Genomic DNA, 17876 nt, shown 5'->3' with positions numbered 1-17876 from the left:
GCTAACAATAAGAAGATGACCTATGGCGAGTGATAATCGTAAACAAGCAGTAAGTGCTCATGTTGAGCGCTGGGTTAGAACTGATGTGCAGGCTTTAAAAGCGTATCATGTGCCGACCATTGGGGAGCATGTCATTAAGCTTGATGCCATGGAAAATCCTTACCACTGGCCATCAACAATGCATCAAGCATGGCTTGATTCGCTCCAACAAATTCATGTCAACCGTTATCCTGATGCTGATTGTTCTCAGCTAAAGCAAGCGTTTCGTGAGGCATTCCAAATAGCAGAAGACTATGAGATTTTATTTGGTAACGGCTCTGATGAGTTGATCCAGTTATTAGCAATAACATTAGCAGGTCCAAAGCGAACGATACTGGCGCCAGAACCAAGCTTCGTTATGTACAAGATGATTGCTCAGTACCTGCAGATGGATTATGTGGGCATACCGTTAGGCACGGACTTTTCTCTGGATGTTGGTGCAATGCTGAAGGCTATTGAGACGCATAACCCCGCCTTAATCTTTTTGGCACAGCCCAATAACCCAACAGGTAATGTATTTGGAGAAGAAAAGGTTCGGCGTATTATTGAAGCTACTTCAGGCTTGGTTGTCATTGATGAGGCTTATACAGCTTTTTCTTCAAGTGATGCCTACTCCTTGCTGGCAGATTACAGCAATGTGGTTATCATGCGAACGCTTTCCAAGGTGGGGTTAGCAGGGTTACGCTTAGGTTATTTAATAGGTCATCCAGGCTGGTTAGCAGAAGTGAATAAACTTCGCCTGCCTTACAATATTAATGTGTTAACCCAAGCCAGTACGGTATTTGCGCTACAACATGTGGATGAGTTACTTAAACAAACGGCTCAGATTTGTGCTGATCGGGAAGCACTTAAAGAGCGACTGTCTGCTTTTGACAATCTGCATGTCTGGCCAAGTGAGGCCAACTTTTTACTGTGCCGCACACTGGAACATGATGCTGCTGAGATCCAGCGGTTGTTATTGGCGAGAGGTGTTCTAATAAAGTGTCTTCATGGTACTCATCCTTTACTCAACAACTGTTTGCGTATTACGGTTGGTACACCCAAAGAAAATGAAGTTTTGCTGAGAGAGTTAGCAGCATTGCTTGCCAGTTAAGTTGCCTTTTAGTCATAGATTGTTCGTACTAGAGACAGGTGCACTAATCCAGGCTGTAAGTATTCTGGATTAGTGCTTGAAATGAAGCTTTAGTTGGAAGAGTGATTAATGCCTTGAGCGAGAAGGTTCTTGCAACCCGGAAAGTGATGGTCTTAAGCCAATAATACATTTGATATCTTGCTCAACTCCATTACGAATTATTTTTATTACAACCTCTTCACCTGGGCGCATTTGAGCCACTTGATACATGACTTTGCGTCCTTCCCGTGCATGCATACTGTTTATTTCCAAAATTAAATCACCAGGTTTTAAGCCGGCTTGAAAGGCTGGGCCATTACGATATACCCCCGTAATTAAAATCCCTTCTATATGTGGAAGACCAAAAGCATCTGCAAGCTCACGGGTAAACTGCTGAGTTTCCAGCCCTAACCAGCCACGAATAACCTTGCCGTGCTTGACGATTGATAACATTACATCACGGGCAATCTCTGAAGGGATCGCAAAACCAATGCCTTGGGACCCCCCTGATTTTGAAAAAATAGCTGTGTTTATACCAAGTAGGTCCCCATGAACATTAATGAGGGCTCCACCAGAGTTACCTGGGTTAATAGCTGCATCTGTTTGGATAAAGTTTTCGTAAGTATTTAAGTACAGTTTGCTACGACCTGTGGCACTGATAATACCCATGGTCACAGTTTGGCCTACACCAAAAGGGTTACCTATTGCTAATACCACATCACCAATCTCGGCATTGCGAGTGGGGGCCAGGGTGATGGAAGGTAGATTATCCAGATCTATTTTAAGAATGGCTAAGTCAGTTTCTGGATCTGTACCAACAACGCGAGCAGCTGTTTCACGACCATCTTGCAGTAATATTAGAATTTCTGAGGCACCTGCAATAACATGGTTGTTGGTAACGACATAGCCTTCTGGACTCATAATGACACCCGAACCCAAGCTGGACTGCATACGTTTCCGTTTAGGCATTTGGTTATAACCAAAGAAATCCTGAAAAAAAGGATCATCGAAGATAGGGTGTTGGCGCTCTCGAATTATTTTTGTTGTGTATATATTAACCACCGCAGGTGCTGCTTTTTTTACAGCATGACTATAAGAGCTTGGTCCGGTTTTACTGGGAGAAACGGTTACATTTTCTTGATTAACTACGACAGGTTCAGTTGGGCTGATAGGGCTATTTGTACTGTTGTATACTGCCTGCGTGACTTGTGGTGTATTTTGTTCAGCAGTATTGTTTTTTCCAACTAAGCTGGGGAATTGCTGCATTAGAATGATGGCAACTAAGACACCAGAAATTGTTGGCCATGTAAGGAAATGCACTAGTTTTTTCATAGTCATGTTTTCGTAATAGTTTGCCTGTGGCTTTGAAATCTGGCCAAGTTATTCAGGTGTTTCTTAACCCCTGGGCACACTCATTATACGGATTCATGACTTATTCTGTCATCTCATATTCTGCTAATGTAAGACGTATACACTATGGTTGAACGTAAAGTCCTTATAAATACTTTGAACGAATGGTTGCAACCGCAGCTGTTTAAAGATTATTGCCCTAATGGTTTGCAAGTTGAAGGCAAACCACATATTAAGAAAATTGTGACTGGTGTCACTGCTAGTCAGGCGCTTATCGATCGTGCAATTAAACTGCAGGCGGATGCTCTGCTGGTTCACCATGGTTATTTCTGGCGTGGTGAGGCTGAGCCAGTTGTGGGTATGAAGAAAAAGCGTTTACAGGCGTTACTCGCCCATGAGATCAACTTGCTTGCCTATCACTTGCCTTTAGATGCTCATCCTGAACTGGGCAATAATGCTCAATTAGCTAAGCTGTTAGGTTTGAAGGTTACTCAAGGGATGGATACTGATATCAATACCAGCATTGGTCTGGTAGGTGAAGTTTCTGGTGAGTTAACCGTGGAGCAGTTTGCCCAACAGATTACCAAGGTATTGGGACGCTCACCGCTTGTTATTCAATCAGGTAATCAACCCATCAAAAAAGTAGCTTGGTGTACAGGTGCAGCGCAGGGGTTCATTGAAAAGGCTGTGCAGTTAGGCGTTGATGCTTATCTATCGGGTGAAATTTCTGAGCCTACAGTGCATATAGCACGTGAATTAGGGATTCATTATTTTGCTGCTGGCCATCATGCCTCTGAGCGCTATGGTATTAAAGCACTGGGGGAAGCACTTGCAGATCATTTTGGTATAGAACACATATTTGTTGATATAGATAACCCTGTTTAATCCGACCTTTATTTTTCCGCATTTAGTCACAGCCCCCTGTTTGGAGACATTGGGCTGTGGCAGACCTTTCTCTGAGGTCGCAGTTATCCCCAAAAAACATATTTATATGATAAAAACGTCTAACTGGCTCACTTATTATAATTATTATTAATTTGGTATAGTAGGTTGCTAATAACATAACCCTGCAGAGCAGGGGGATTAATGAATACTTGGCAACGGATCTGATAGTCCAGGTGGTAACCTTGAACTATGCGCAAGGGTGAAACCGCTCAACTTAGTAACTGCGATTATCCGTTTGAAGTTAACTGCGTGAAGAATCGCTATGGTAGCCTGAGATGCAAACAAATAATCTGACCCACTTAAAGCAGCTTGAAGCTGAAAGTATCCATATTATCCGCGAGGTGGTCGCAGAGTTTGAAAATCCAGTCATGCTCTATTCCATAGGCAAGGATTCTTCTGTTATGTTGCATCTTGCCCTAAAAGCATTTTACCCAAGTAAGCCGCCATTTCCGCTACTTCATGTTGATACAGGATGGAAGTTTCGTGAAATGATCAGTTTCCGAGATCAACGAGCGAAAGAAGTGGGCATGGAACTGTTGATCCATAAAAATCCTGATGGTGAAGCGCTAGGTATTAACCCCTTTGTACATGGTAGTGCAAAGCATACGGATATTATGAAAACCCAGGGATTGAAACAGGCCCTGGATAAATATGGTTTTGATGCGGCATTCGGTGGTGCCAGACGAGATGAAGAAAAGTCGCGGGCGAAAGAGCGTGTTTATTCCTTCCGTGATAAAAATCATCGTTGGGACCCTAAAAGCCAACGCCCAGAACTATGGAATATCTATAATGGTAAAGTGAATAAGGGTGAAAGTATTCGTGTATTCCCCTTATCAAATTGGACTGAACTCGATATTTGGCAATACATTCATTTAGAAAATATCCCCATTGTACCCCTTTACTATGCAGCAAAACGTCCTGTTGTCATACGCGATGGCGTAGATTTAATGGTTGATGACGAGCGTTTTCCACTCCATAAAGATGAGCAGCCAGAATTGAAAATGGTCAGGTTTAGAACCCTTGGCTGTTACCCTCTGACAGGTGCTATTGAGTCTTCCGCTACGACATTGCCCGATATTATTCAGGAAATGCTACTGACTAAAACTTCAGAGCGACAAGGTCGTGTGATTGACCATGATGGTGCTGGTTCCATGGAAAAGAAAAAGCAAGAAGGGTATTTCTAAGCCATGAACAGCAATTGCCGTCTTATTTGCCAAAATAGCACTAATGCAGCCACAGGTGTGGTATTAACGTTTGCAGCATTGTAAGTGGGGCCTGGGTATGTCACATCAATCTGAACTGATCGCTACTGATATTAATGCTTATCTGGTACAGCATGAGCAGAAAGAGCTGTTACGCTTTTTAACCTGTGGCAGTGTTGATGATGGAAAAAGTACATTAATTGGTCGACTACTTCATGACTCTAAAATGATTTATGAAGACCACCTGGAGTCGATCAAACATGATAGTAAGAAAAATGGTAATGCGGGTGAAAAATTAGACTTAGCACTGTTGGTTGATGGTTTGCAAGCAGAGCGTGAACAAGGCATTACGATTGATGTTGCCTATCGTTACTTCTCAACAGCAAAACGAAAATTTATTATTGCGGATACCCCTGGCCATGAGCAATACACGCGGAATATGGCGACGGGGGCATCGACCTGTAATTTAGCCATTATCTTAATTGATGCTCGAAATGGCGTAAAAACACAAACGCGTCGTCATAGCTTTTTGACTTCGTTATTGGGTATCAAGCATATCATCGTTGCCATTAACAAAATGGATTTGATGGACTTTTCTGAGGAAGTTTTTACAACTATTAAGCAAGATTACACGACATTTGCGGCAGAGCTTGGCTTTAAAGATATTCACTTCGTGCCGATATCGGCATTGGATGGTGATAATGTTGTTAATCTCAGTGCTAATACTCCTTGGTATCAAGGTCAGCCATTGATGTCTATTTTGGAGACAGTAGAGATCAGTTCGGATCGTAATTTCGATGATTTTCGTTTCCCCGTTCAATATGTTAACCGGCCTAACCTAGATTTTCGTGGCTTTAGTGGCACTATCACCTCAGGTGTTGTACGTACAGGTGATGAGTTGGTGGTATTTCCTTCACAGCAACGCAGCCGAGTAAAACAAATAATCACTTATGATGGAGAGTTAACTGAAGCATTTGCAGGGCAGGCAGTTACGCTTACATTAACGGATGAAATTGATATCAGTCGTGGCGATTTGCTTGTTAAACCTGACACTCTGCCTCTGGTAGCGAGTGATATACAGGCAACCGTTGTGTGGATGGCGGAAGCACCACTACAGGTGGGTAAACAGTATGATATTAAATTTCTTACCAGTAAGGCGATTGCCACGCTAACGCGCATTGAGCATAAAACGGATGTTAACACCCTGGAGCAACAACAAGGGGAGCAATTACAGCTTAATGAGATTGCACTTTGTCAATTTGCATTGAATAAATCAGTGACCTTTGATGCTTACCATAGTAATCCAGGTACAGGTGCTTTTATTTTAATTGACCGAATGACCAATGTTACTGTGGGGGCAGGAATGGTCAAAGGGGTTGGCGAACAACAGGTGAAGCCTGTTACACAACAAGAACGCGCAGCACGGTTTGATCAACAACCTCAGATTATTGAAATTACCGGAAAGGAGCGTCAGGCTGCAGCTAAGCATTTAGAGCGACTTTTATTCAATCAAGGACGTAATGTTGTGGTGCTGGACCAGGAGTCTTTATCCGGTGTAGAAGCAACGTCCATGGCTAGTATTGCTGAGTATCTACAGCAACAGGGAGTCATAGTATTGTTTGTCTGTGCTGAGCAACAAGACAGTTATAGTGTTGCTACTCAACAGATTACAGTTGATGATGCTATTCATTTAGCAAAAACTGTTGAGGAATTAGCAAGCCAGCTGTAACCATAATTTGCTGCTAAGTTCTGCTATAGATCCATTTACAGCAACAAGACTAAAAAAGCCCTGCTTGATTTGCAGGGCTTTTTGTTTAGGTGGCATTAGCTTTCTATCAGATTAGCCATTGCGTTAAGGTAGTAAGATAGACAGGAACAATGAGTACACCCAGCGCTGTGCTGGTTAGCACTGCAACGGAGGCCTTTTGGGGGTGCACATTGAGTTCAACAGCAAGCGCAATTGTATTTGCGGCCAGAGGGACAACGGATATAAGCAGCATCACTTGGATCATAATGTTATCCAGCCACTGATGTAAATGCTGGTCTAATAAAATCACAAGAATGACACAGCAGGGCCAAAGTAAGAATTTACTGAAGGTGGTCAGACCGATTAACTTCCAGTCAACATCTTTACGCGTTACTGATGACAGTGCAAAGCCAATCATCATCATCCCCAGCATGGTATAGCTGCCTTTGAAGATTGGCAGTTGATCAGTAATGACTGTGGGTAGTTCTATTTGGGCCAGATTGATCAGTAAACCCGCTAAAAATGCATAAAAGAAGGGCAATCTGACCAGTTTTTGTATACTTTTACGAACGTCATACTGGCCTCGTGCAGTGATATAAAAGCCAACAGTATACTCAAAGAGAGTGATACCAAGCATGGCAAAGATAACCAATGCTACGCCCGTTTCATCAAGAATCGCCATGGCAACAGGTAGGCCAAAATACCCCGTATTACCTGTACTGCATGATAAGGCAAATAAATGACGAGTATTGTCTTGCCAAAATAAACGCCCAAACTTAAGTGCTATGAGTGCTATTGTTAGGCTGAATAGGAAAAAGAAGATAGGAATGAGTGAGTACATTGGTAAGAGCTTAGCCTGAGCAATACCACTAAACACCACAATAGGGGAGAGCAAATAAAGTAACAATGTGGAAATTGTCTTTAACTCGATAGTGAAGCATCTACCTAAGGTAAAGCCAATCATCACCAAAATGAATAAAAAGCTCACTTTGGTCATTAAGAACCCTGTATCAATCATAATAACTACTACTTCTATACCCTTCGCGTATGATTTTTATGCTTTGTTATCTTCGCTCGATGGCCTCGCCTAAAAACCATTCGCACTGGCTATTAATAATAATGAGAATAGGGCAAGTCTGAAGTGATTTCAGTGGTTAAACTTACCATTGCAAAACAGGGTGATTACAACGAGTTAGCATAAAATAAGCAAACGATTAAACTTAGGGGTATCATGAGTTTTTCTCATACCAGGCTTATTTATGGCACGCAAACTTCCTCCACTTAATGCACTAAGGACATTTGAAGCGGCTGCACGATTGCATAGTTTTACGCTTGCCGCAGAAGAGTTATGCGTGACACAAGGGGCTGTGAGCCGGCAAGTGAAAAAGCTGGAAGCGTATCTGGGGTTTGATTTATTTGTACGGCAAGGTCAAAAGTTAATACTGACGGCTGCAGGTCTTCAGTATCAAGCAGCGATTGCAAGTGCGTTGAACATTTTGAGTGATGCGACTCAAAGTGTTATGAGTGCACATCGACCTAGTGAATTATTGACCATCAGTGTATTACCATCACTCAGTACACGTTGGTTAATTCCACGTTTGAACCAATTCAAACACCATTATCCTCATTATGTACTCAATGTTATCACCCGAGATAACCAGACAGAGCTGTTTCCTCCAGGTGTTGATGTTGTTATTCGTAGTGGAAAGGGAGGTTGGCCTGGGATTCAAGCAGACGAACTATTTATCGAGAAGCTGATTCCCGTCTGTCGTAAAGATATTATTAAAAAGAAGGTTGGCACTGCGGCAGACCTTATGAAGTATACGCTGTTAGAACATACATCACGAGATAAAATCTGGCAGCGCTGGTTTAATGCTCAGCATATAGATAATCCACAGTTTCAGCGAATTGGTATGGAACACTTTTTTATGCTCATCCAAGCGGCTTGTGAAGGTTTGGGAGTTGCTTTAGTGCCAGATTTTTTGGTGAAAGATGATCTCGAAAATGAGCGATTAGTGCAGCTAATTAATATCACATATGAATCGGGTTATCGTTATTTTGTGTTTAGTAATAAACATCAAAATAACCCTAAAGTCTCTGACTTCATACACTGGTTACTAGCCTGGTGTAAATCATCGTAATGGTTTTCCCTTTGCCTGTTTATACACGCAGCCCTTCGTGTAGTGCTTCTTTGTGCTTATAAAAAAAACACTATTTTTAGAGGTACCTTATGGAATTTCTGATATCTTTTTCGTAGCTAAAATGATTTGTTAAGGGGGTAAAAGGAAAAATATGTTGTATGGATCACAAAAAATAGACTAAAAAAGAAACTAGTTCACTTATATGGAATTTATGAGCTAGAATTAGATCTCATAATGAGTAACTGATGAGTACATCTCTTCTTTGTTCAGTTATTGGTTATCACCATAGCTATGCCCAAAATCGAGGGCAATAATTCATTACGATAATAATTAATTTTACATGGAATATACCCTTGATGAGTAATCATTAGGGGCGTGTTTATTTATTTTGATTTTTTCTTGTAAGCTACTTAATTTGTGCAAAAAAATGTTGTGGCTTATACCTACGTAGTTTAGTAAATAAATACTTTGAAATAAGAGAAATAAATTATTTGTTATGAAAAAATATTGAGCACTAAAATGTTGGTAAGGGGGTGCTTCTTAAAAAAGTGATTTTTTAGTGAGGGTCCAGGTATCTGGATTTGGGAGTTAGCTTGACTCGTTTAAAAGAAGTATTGAAAAGGAACTCACGAATGAATATTAGGTTTTTATATTTTGGTAGTATGCTTGTGCGGAAAGGTATTGTAAAAGTTATAACAATTATGTTGATGAGTAGCATATTAGGCTACATTTATTCGTTAAGTAGCGACCGAACTCTTTTTCACGTGATTACTTTAAGTATCTTAGTGAGCTTACTGGTATCCTTCACGGAACTTAATCATGTAATGACAAAAATTGCTGAGGTTTTTGTACAGCTAAATCAGCTTGTTTTTGCTTTGGTATTAAGTGTTTTTGCAACTTTGATTATAGGTGCTATTGAATATTATAGTTTAGTAAATACGCAGATATTTATTCCTCAGTGTAGTCAGCCTTTTTTAGCGCCTGGTATATGGCATGATATTATATATAGTTTCTTATTGGCGCTTGGTTTGAATTTTATATTACGTATTAACACCCATTTAGGAACAGCAACATTCTGGGGGCTTTTCTTAGGAAAATATCGAACGCCAACAAATGAACAACGCGTATTTATGTTTATTGATTTAGTTGGCTCAACGAGCTTAACAAGGGAATTAGGTGACAATGTAGCACAGCAGTTTTTTTCACATTTTTTTGCCGATATTGCTGGTATTGTTTCAAATTATGGCGGCTTTATGCAGCGGGTAATAGGCGATGAGGTATTAGTGACGTGGCAAATGAAAAATAATACGGATAATCAGCGCTGTATTCAATGTGTAGAGTCGCTATGCACGATGATGGAAGCAAAAAAAAATGAGTATCTAAAGCGTTATAGTAGAGTGCCAGACTTTCGTATCAGTATTCATTCTGGAGATGTGTTAGTAGCAGAAGTGGGCACGATTAAACGAGAATTGGTGTTTTTTGGTGATACGATTAATACTGCAGCTAAAATGATGTCTGTCAGTAAAGAAAAGAATGTAAAAATTATCGCTTCGAATCGTTTTATGGATAGCATAAAACTACCAGCTATTTTTTCAAATAGAACGGTTGTCCCGTCAAATCAGTCACTGTCCGTTAAATGTATAGCTTTAGAGCTTAAGTAGTTTTTCCTGCATATGCCAAGCAATAAAGCTGCGTACTTTTAAAGTGCCTCAAAAGAAAAGGGAATAGCTTTTTTAAGTGTTATTTCGAATTGCTTGAAAGTGGTGGTTAATGGATTTTCTGTAAAATAATTTTAGGTATATCTGTCTGGTGATGATCTCTTTATTTGCAAAATTTTCTGAGGGTTGAGTTAACAGTAAGTGTATGTTGTTTAAAAAGGTTTTAGCATTTAAGTTTCTAACTGTAACATTACTTTACTGTTTGTGATCGAATGTCTACGCATTTTAACTAAGTTTTAAATATTTGAAGTTCGTCAAATCTTTTCAATTTATTAATCATTTCAAGGCTACTTTCACATTGCAATGTGAAGGGATTGTTGTTTAATTAGGCCACACGCTTTCGTCTTTCACGTATTGTATTGCGAAAAATCCTTACCCAGGTTTTAGAAAGAATGTAAAGCAAAAAATGAAAGCAAAAACAAAAGGGATGGTTGGTGTAGCCTTTGTGGTGGTTGGAACCAAAGGGTGTTAAAGAGTGTATACATAGGTTAAGGGGCCTATTAAAGGAGCAAGCGAGTACTGCTGTTAAGAACCAGTAGTAAAGGAAGACCCCCAGTAAAATTCTAATAAGATAAAGGAAAAGTGATGAAAAAAATAAGTATATGTGCAGTATTAACAGCTGTTTCTGTATCTTTTCCCATGATGGCAAGTGCTGCGAGTACAGTTAAGTCAGTACAGAAACGTGGCTATGTCCAATGTGGAGTAACGACAGGTTTACCAGGGTTTTCTAATCCAAATGACAAGGGCAAGTGGCAAGGGATTGATGTGGATGTTTGTCGAGCCGTAGCTGCTGCGACATTGGGCGATGCGAACAAAGTAAAATATACTCCCTTAACCGCTAAAGAACGTTTTACTGCACTTCAGTCCGGCGAAATTGATGTATTGTCTCGAGTAACCACCTGGACAATAACTCGGGATGCTTCGCTTGGTCTCAACTTTACTGGCGTTACCTATTATGACGGTCAAGGATTTATGGTCAGTAAAGAGTTAGGTGTTAAAAGTGCAAAAGAGTTAGATGGTGCTTCTGTGTGTATTCAGTCAGGTACTACAACCGAATTGAATTTAGCGGATTATTTTAGACAGAATGAAATGGAATTTGAACCCGTCGTCTTTGATACTGCAGACCAAACAGCGAAAGGCTTTGAAGCGGGTCGATGTGATGTTTTAACAAGTGACCAATCTCAACTTTATGCATTACGGATAAAATTATCCAAGCCTGATAAAGCAATGGTATTACCTGAGGTCATTTCCAAAGAACCTTTAGGTCCTGTGGTACGACAAGGTGATGATCAGTGGTTTAATTTGGTGAAGTGGACACTTTTTGCCATGGTTAATGCTGAAGAGTTGGGCCTAACATCCTCTAACATTGAAAAAGAGAAGAAATCAAAGAACCCTGAAGTTCAGCGCTTTATAAGTGGTGAAGGTTCTAAATCACTTGGCATATCGAGTGATTGGGCTTATCAAATTGTTAAGCAGGTTGGTAATTACGGAGAAATTTTCGAGCGTAATGTAGGTTCAAGTTCACCTCTTAAAATCGATCGTGGCTTGAATAAGCTTTGGACAAAAGGTGGAATTCAGTACGCACCACCTATGCGCTAAAGATTCACTAGTAAAAAAGTATCAGTAGCTGCTTTATACCAATTAATAAAAGTTATTCGTTAAAGGGTATAAAGCCGTTTCTGAAAGAATTGTAAGCACAGGTAAAGTGTGAATCAATAACAATAACCTGACCACTTACAGAAACAGTGGAGATCATTGCTTATGCCGGAAAAAAAGAAGGATCTGGCTAAGGGACACACGGCTTTTTGGAATGACCCTGAAAAGCGATCCATGCTTTATCAAATAATTATGTTGGTATTCTTGATAATATGTGGTGCTTATATTGTCTCGAATACACTTCATAATCTCGATTCTAGAGGTATCAAAACTGGATTTGACTTTTTATGGTCTGAAGCCGGATTTGGTATAAATCAGAGTCTTATTGAGTATGACGAAAGTCATTCATATGGTCGTACATTTTTTGTTGGCTTGTTAAATACCATATTGGTTGCATCGATAGGTATCATCATTGCTACGGTACTTGGTTTTATTATTGGTATTGCGAGGTTATCTAACAACTGGTTAATTGCAAAAATATCTGCTGTTTATATTGAAACGTTTCGGAATATTCCATTATTACTGCAAATTTTCTTTTGGTATTTTGCGGTGCTTAGACCTTTACCAAGACCCAAGCAAAGCATCGAATTCTTTGACGTTTTCTTTCTTAATAATCGTGGACTTGCCCTGCCTGATCCTAATTTTGTAGAAGGTTTTGGCTGGGTGCTGGTCGCGTTTGTATTATCTTTGCTTGTGGTTTTTGGGGTAAGGCGTTGGGCAAAGGTTCGGCAGGATGCGACAGGTAAAAGCTTTCCTATTGTCAGCATATCACTGGCTATCATGCTTGGTTTACCTGCACTGACCTACTTTATTGTTGGTAGCCCAATAAATTGGGAGGTGCCAACACTACGTGGATTTAATTATCGTGGTGGTATTACGGTTATTCCTGAATTTCTAGCACTTTTATTGGCTTTGAGTGTTTATACTGCGGCATTTATTGCAGAAATAGTCAGATCAGGTATTTTATCTATAAATAAAGGTCAGACTGAGGCATCGCTTGCATTAGGGCTATCACGCCCCAAAATGCTTAAACTGGTCATTATTCCTCAGGCAATGCGCGTCATTATTCCACCATTAACCAGTCAGTACCTTAATTTAGTTAAAAACTCTTCTTTAGCCACTGCTATTGGTTATCCAGATTTAGTATCTGTGTTTGCGGGTACGACGCTGAATCAAACAGGTCAGGCCATTGAAGTGATCGCCATGACAATGGCGGTGTACTTGACCTTGAGTTTGCTTATTTCACTGTTCATGAATTGGTATAACAAACGAATTGCATTGGTGGAGAGGTAATAGCATGATTCACAGTGATACAAAATTGCCTGATTTACCCCCACCACGACGTTCTGATGGGGCTTTTGGATGGATTCGTGCCAATCTGTTCTCATCGGTGACGAATACGCTATTAACACTGTTTGCAGTGTATTTAATCTACATTGGTGTTGTGCCAGTGATTAAGTGGGCATTGATTGATGCTAGTTGGGTGGGAGAAACTCGTGATGATTGTGCGGTAGGTGGGGCATGTTGGGTATTTATTAAAACACGCTTGAATCAATTTGTTTATGGCTTTTATCCTGAGGAATTTTACTGGCGAGTCAATTGTGTTTTTCTTCTTTTTGCCTCATTAATTGCATTACTTATTACAGAAAAAACACCCAATAAAAAGTCGATTGTTATATTTACGCTGACGGCTTTTCCAGTTATTACTTTTTATTTGGTCTATGGCGGCGCATTTGGCTTGGAGGTTGTTGAAACCCATAAATGGGGTGGCTTGATGCTAACGCTGATTCTTGCTGTTGTGGGAATCGTTGCCGCATTGCCTTTTGGTATTTTGTTAGCACTTGGGCGACGTTCAACCATGCCTGTCATTAAAACGTTTTGTACGTTATTTATTGAAATTTGGCGTGGAGTACCATTGATTACGGTACTGTTTATGGCTTCAGTGATGTTACCGCTTTTTATCCCTGAGGAGATTGTTTTTGACAAATTATTACGTGCATTGATAGGTATTGTGATGTTTCAGTCTGCTTATATGGCAGAAGTTGTTAGAGGTGGATTACAGGCCATTCCCAAGGGACAATATGAAGCTGCGAGTGCGTTAGGTTTGTCCTATTGGAAAATGATGGGACTCATTATTTTACCGCAAGCGCTCAAGTTGATGATACCGGGCATCGTTAATACGTTTATTGCTTTATTTAAAGACACCAGTCTTGTGTTGATTATTGGCTTATTAGATTTGCTGGCTATCGTTCAAGCTGGATTGGCTGATGCAAAATGGGCTGGTTACTCAGTTGAAGGGTATGTGTTTGTTGGTTTGGTATTTTGGGTCTTCTGCTTTGGTATGTCTCGTTATAGTCAAGCATTAGAAAAGAAATTAGATACTGGGCATAAATCATAATAATTATACCCATTACGAAGGGTTTTTAGGGGCGGCCGTCAAGTGATGAAGCTCCAGGAGCTTATAATAATAAGTGACTGGAGTGAAGAACGCCGACAACAAACCCTAAAAATGATTCGTGAAGGGGATAGGGAGTTGTATCATGAGTAATGAGCTTCAGCAAAACCTAATGGCAATCTCTGATGAGATTATGGTGGAAATGCGCAGTGTTAATAAATGGTATGGTGACTTCCATGTATTAAAGGATATTAATATTATGGTTCGCCGAGGAGAAAGAATCGTATTATGTGGTCCATCAGGCTCAGGAAAATCAACCACGATAAGGTGTATCAACCGATTAGAAGAACACCAAACCGGCGATATTATTGTGGCTGGAACACCTTTAACAAATGACCTTAAAAATATAGAGGTGATTCGACGAGAAGTGGGTATGGTGTTTCAGCATTTTAATTTATTTCCTCACTTGACTGTTTTAGAGAATTGCTGCCTGGCACCTGTTTGGGTACGAAAAATGCCTAAAAAAGAGGCTGAAGAAATTGCAATGAATTATCTGCAACGAGTAAAGATTCCTGACCAGGCACTTAAATATCCTGGTCAGTTATCAGGAGGACAGCAGCAGCGAGTGGCAATTGCAAGAAGTTTATGTATGAATCCTGAAGTTATGTTGTTTGATGAGCCAACATCAGCCTTGGACCCAGAAATGATTAAGGAAGTACTGGATACCATGATTGAGCTGGCTGAAGACGGCATGACCATGTTATGTGTTACGCATGAAATGGGTTTTGCGAAAACAGTTGCTAATCGTGTGGTCTTTATGGATGGCGGACAAATCATTGAGGAAAATAATCCGAATGAATTTTTCAATAATCCTCAGTCAGAAAGAACCCAGCTGTTTTTGAGCCAAATCTTACAGCACTAGTTCAAACTTGCTTAGCTGCAGAAGACAGTATCATGTCTCTGAAGCTTAAGTCTGAAAGAGAAAAAAAGATGCAAACTTAATCAAGCTTTGTTATCTTCAGGTATATGAACAGATCACCAGAAATATCTCTATTCAAAATGATGCCTATGACTACACAACGAATGTTGTGGGGAATGGGCTGCCCTTATTTCTGATTCTTTTTTCTGGCATTCCCCATTCCTTATCAAACTGTGTTGACTGGAGTGGGGTCAAATAGCTGTTTTCTATTAAGTCTTTATTTCAGTCAAGTTTCACCTTACTTTATAGAGACTTAATCATGACCAATATAGTTACAACCCCTATTTTTTATGTTAATGGCGCCCCTCACCTTGGGCATGCGTATAGTGGATATCTTGCTGGTGTATATAAACGTTTTCATGCGCTTGTCTATGATGAATCTTGCCTTTTGATCTCAGGAACTGATGAGCATGGTCAAAAGATTTTGGAATCCGTTGTTCGTAGTAAAACCGACATAAATCAGTTTATTAAAGACAAAGTGCAGGCTTTTAAAACTTTATGGCCAGAGCTGGGCGTTCAAACAGATATTTTTGTACGAACGACAGAAGAGCAACACCATGATTTAATTCAATCTGTTTGGAATAAACTAGTGGAAAAGGGGGATATATATCTAGGTTATTACCAAGGGTTATATTGTCTTGGCTGTGAGCAATATTACACGAACTATGAGCTGCAAGATAACTGCTGCCCGATTCATAAAACCCCAGTTGAAATCAAAAGTGAAGAAACTTACCTGTTTCGGTTGGATACTTACCGAAAACAGCTTATAGCATTTTATCAGCACTCACCAGATTTTATTACCCCAAGTCATTATAGTCAGGCCATTCTTGATTATTTAAAGCAAGGTCCTCTAGAGGACTTGTCGGTTTCGCGTGTGAATGTTTCGTGGGGTATTAAGGTCCCTGATCATCAAGAGCACACCATATATGTTTGGATTGATGCTCTTTTTAGCTATTTAACGGCACTTAAAAAAGCAGGCTATGATCCGAGTGTTTTAACAAAAACAACCCATATTATTGGTAAGGATATTTTAAAATTTCATGCTATCTACTGGCCTGCGTTATTGCTTGCTGCTAATTTACCATTACCTAAAAAATTGCTGGTCCATGGTTGGTGGACCATTAATGGGCAAAAAATATCTAAATCTAACCCTGAAACATTAATTAGCCCTAATGATTTAAGTGATAAATTGACTAGTGATGGTTTACGTTATGCTTTATTTCGGCAAAAAAAGATTGCCAGGGATGGAAATATTATTATTAATGAGTTAATTGAGGTTATTAATGCTGATTTGGTTAATAATTTTGCTAATTTAGTTAAGCGTAATCACACTATTATTTTGAAGTGTTTTTTAGGTAGTATTGATTCAAAATTTATTGATCAGTCTACACTGTCGAATCTGAGTAAGTTAACTATTAAACACTGTGAGCAGGCAGTTAAAGAAATATTTTATTTTTATAAAACATTCAATTTTTATCAAGCCACGTTGTCATGGAAAGAGGCACTAGACCATTGTAATGGCTATTTTCACCAACGAACGCCATGGAAAATTAATAAAGGGAAAAGTAACATATCAGTACAGGAAACCTGTTTAGTCATTTCAAATCTAGTCAGGTTATTGGCTATTGTTGCCTATCCATTAATCCCTTCCCTTACGAGCCAAGTATTACAAGAGTTAGGTGAGGATATTACAACACTTCAATGGCAGTCAGCCTGCGATTTGAGATCTATTACCATTAAAGAGGCACATAGTCACTTTAAACGTTTAGCAAAAGAGCAGTAATAACAAGGGAACCCTACCTATCTTATAAAGGTAGTCTGTATAAGAGGCTCAGATTGGTATATGAGTTGATATTAGCCGACCTGGTCTAAAACACGTTTTTTGAAATGAGCGCCTGCTTGTTTAGCAATATTTTCACAGGCTGTAATATCAACCCCTGATAGTCCTTCAATGGCTGTGACTGTGACATGTTTGATGTAGTTAGGAGCGAGTTTAATAAAGTCGAGTAGTTCCTGATAGGCATTAGGTAATTGAGGTTTACAATGTGTGTTATATACGTCTTCATTTTGTGCATTTAATGAAATGGATAGGCGGTCAACACAGGTTGCAAGTTCAGGGAGGATATTGCGCTTGTGGAGTCGGTTACCCAGGCCATCCGTGTTAACTCGGACATTCCCGCCATGATCTTTGACATAGTGGGCTATACGGAGCAATGTTTTTAGGTTGAGTGTTGGTTCCCCAAAACCACAAAAAACAACTTCGTTATACTGGGCAGGGTTTTCTAGTAGAGGAATAATAGCTTCAGCGGTAGGACGTTTTGATAGTTTTAATTGATAATCATGTACTTGAGTGGAGCCATTATATTTGGGGCAAAACTGGCAACGAAGTGTGCAGCGGTCAGTCAGGTTAATATATCGACTGTTGCTTATATCGTAAACCAATGTGTCCGCTGTCATAAGCCTGTTATCCTGAGTACATGAAAAAGAACTATGCGCAGTGTATGAACATTAGTCATTATCTACCTTGATGTTCGTCAAGCGCACTGCATAGTATGATAATTAGGCATAAAAATTATTCTATGAGGATATATAC

General features: G+C 39.8%; 14 protein-coding genes. 11 read left to right on the top strand and 3 right to left on the bottom strand.

All coding sequences use genetic code 11. From position 1 onward, the window contains the following. Positions 1-22: 22 nt before the first annotated feature. The gene (hisC, locus tag KCG35_RS03215; protein WP_215818220.1) at positions 23-1132 is read left to right on the top strand and encodes a histidinol-phosphate transaminase; all 1110 of its coding nucleotides are present in this window, start codon (positions 23-25) and stop codon (positions 1130-1132) included. A 105-nt stretch (positions 1133-1237) separates the two neighbouring features. Here the strand turns inward: hisC and KCG35_RS03210 are convergent, their stop codons facing one another. Continuing rightward, complete coding sequence (locus tag KCG35_RS03210) at positions 1238-2482, bottom strand: trypsin-like peptidase domain-containing protein (RefSeq protein ID WP_215818219.1); 1245 nt, start codon at positions 2480-2482, stop codon at positions 1238-1240. A gap of 144 nt (positions 2483-2626) precedes the next feature. Between KCG35_RS03210 and KCG35_RS03205 the strand changes: the two genes are divergently transcribed. From KCG35_RS03205 to cysN, 3 genes are all read left to right on the top strand, one after another. Continuing rightward, positions 2627-3385 (top strand): Nif3-like dinuclear metal center hexameric protein, encoded by a 759-nt coding sequence (locus KCG35_RS03205; protein ID WP_215818218.1) that lies wholly within the window; start codon positions 2627-2629, stop codon positions 3383-3385. Positions 3386-3720: 335 nt separating this feature from the next. Continuing rightward, positions 3721-4629 (top strand): sulfate adenylyltransferase subunit CysD, encoded by a 909-nt coding sequence (gene cysD / locus KCG35_RS03200; RefSeq protein ID WP_215818217.1) that lies wholly within the window; start codon positions 3721-3723, stop codon positions 4627-4629. Between the two features lie 97 nt (positions 4630-4726). Then, positions 4727-6376 carry a sulfate adenylyltransferase subunit CysN gene (gene cysN, locus KCG35_RS03195; RefSeq protein ID WP_215818216.1) on the top strand — a complete coding sequence of 550 codons (1650 nt, stop codon included), beginning with the start codon at positions 4727-4729 and terminating at the stop codon, positions 6374-6376. Between the two features lie 106 nt (positions 6377-6482). Here the strand turns inward: cysN and KCG35_RS03190 are convergent, their stop codons facing one another. After that, complete coding sequence (locus KCG35_RS03190; RefSeq protein ID WP_215818215.1) at positions 6483-7412, bottom strand: AEC family transporter; 930 nt, start codon at positions 7410-7412, stop codon at positions 6483-6485. A gap of 241 nt (positions 7413-7653) precedes the next feature. Here KCG35_RS03190 and gcvA point away from each other — a divergent pair, with 241 nt between their 5' ends. From gcvA to metG, 7 genes are all read left to right on the top strand, one after another. Continuing rightward, positions 7654-8535 (top strand): transcriptional regulator GcvA, encoded by an 882-nt coding sequence (gene gcvA / locus KCG35_RS03185; RefSeq protein ID WP_215818214.1) that lies wholly within the window; start codon positions 7654-7656, stop codon positions 8533-8535. A 593-nt stretch (positions 8536-9128) separates the two neighbouring features. Continuing rightward, the gene (locus tag KCG35_RS03180) at positions 9129-10196 is read left to right on the top strand and encodes an adenylate/guanylate cyclase domain-containing protein (protein WP_215818213.1); all 1068 of its coding nucleotides are present in this window, start codon (positions 9129-9131) and stop codon (positions 10194-10196) included. A 642-nt stretch (positions 10197-10838) separates the two neighbouring features. After that, positions 10839-11852 (top strand): amino acid ABC transporter substrate-binding protein, encoded by a 1014-nt coding sequence (locus KCG35_RS03175; protein WP_215818212.1) that lies wholly within the window; start codon positions 10839-10841, stop codon positions 11850-11852. A gap of 162 nt (positions 11853-12014) precedes the next feature. Further along, complete coding sequence (locus tag KCG35_RS03170; RefSeq protein WP_215818211.1) at positions 12015-13202, top strand: amino acid ABC transporter permease; 1188 nt, start codon at positions 12015-12017, stop codon at positions 13200-13202. 4 nt (positions 13203-13206) lie between these two features. Further along, complete coding sequence (locus KCG35_RS03165; RefSeq protein ID WP_215818210.1) at positions 13207-14307, top strand: amino acid ABC transporter permease; 1101 nt, start codon at positions 13207-13209, stop codon at positions 14305-14307. A gap of 190 nt (positions 14308-14497) precedes the next feature. After that, positions 14498-15226 (top strand): amino acid ABC transporter ATP-binding protein, encoded by a 729-nt coding sequence (locus KCG35_RS03160; protein ID WP_215818283.1) that lies wholly within the window; start codon positions 14498-14500, stop codon positions 15224-15226. A gap of 316 nt (positions 15227-15542) precedes the next feature. Further along, positions 15543-17066, top strand: a complete 1524-nt coding sequence (gene metG / locus KCG35_RS03155; RefSeq protein WP_215818209.1) for a methionine--tRNA ligase — start codon at positions 15543-15545, stop codon at positions 17064-17066. 71 nt (positions 17067-17137) lie between these two features. On the opposite strand, the gene KCG35_RS03150 is transcribed toward metG, so the two are convergent. Further along, positions 17138-17740 carry a TatD family nuclease-associated radical SAM protein gene (locus KCG35_RS03150; protein ID WP_215818208.1) on the bottom strand — a complete coding sequence of 201 codons (603 nt, stop codon included), beginning with the start codon at positions 17738-17740 and terminating at the stop codon, positions 17138-17140. Between the last annotated feature and the right edge of the window lie 136 nt (positions 17741-17876).

It is taken from the genome of Zooshikella harenae (assembly GCF_018837975.1).
Taxonomy (GTDB): domain Bacteria; phylum Pseudomonadota; class Gammaproteobacteria; order Pseudomonadales; family Zooshikellaceae; genus Zooshikella; species Zooshikella harenae.
The sequence above is the reverse complement of the archived record's forward strand: the minus strand, read 5'-3'. Positions and strand labels throughout refer to the sequence as shown.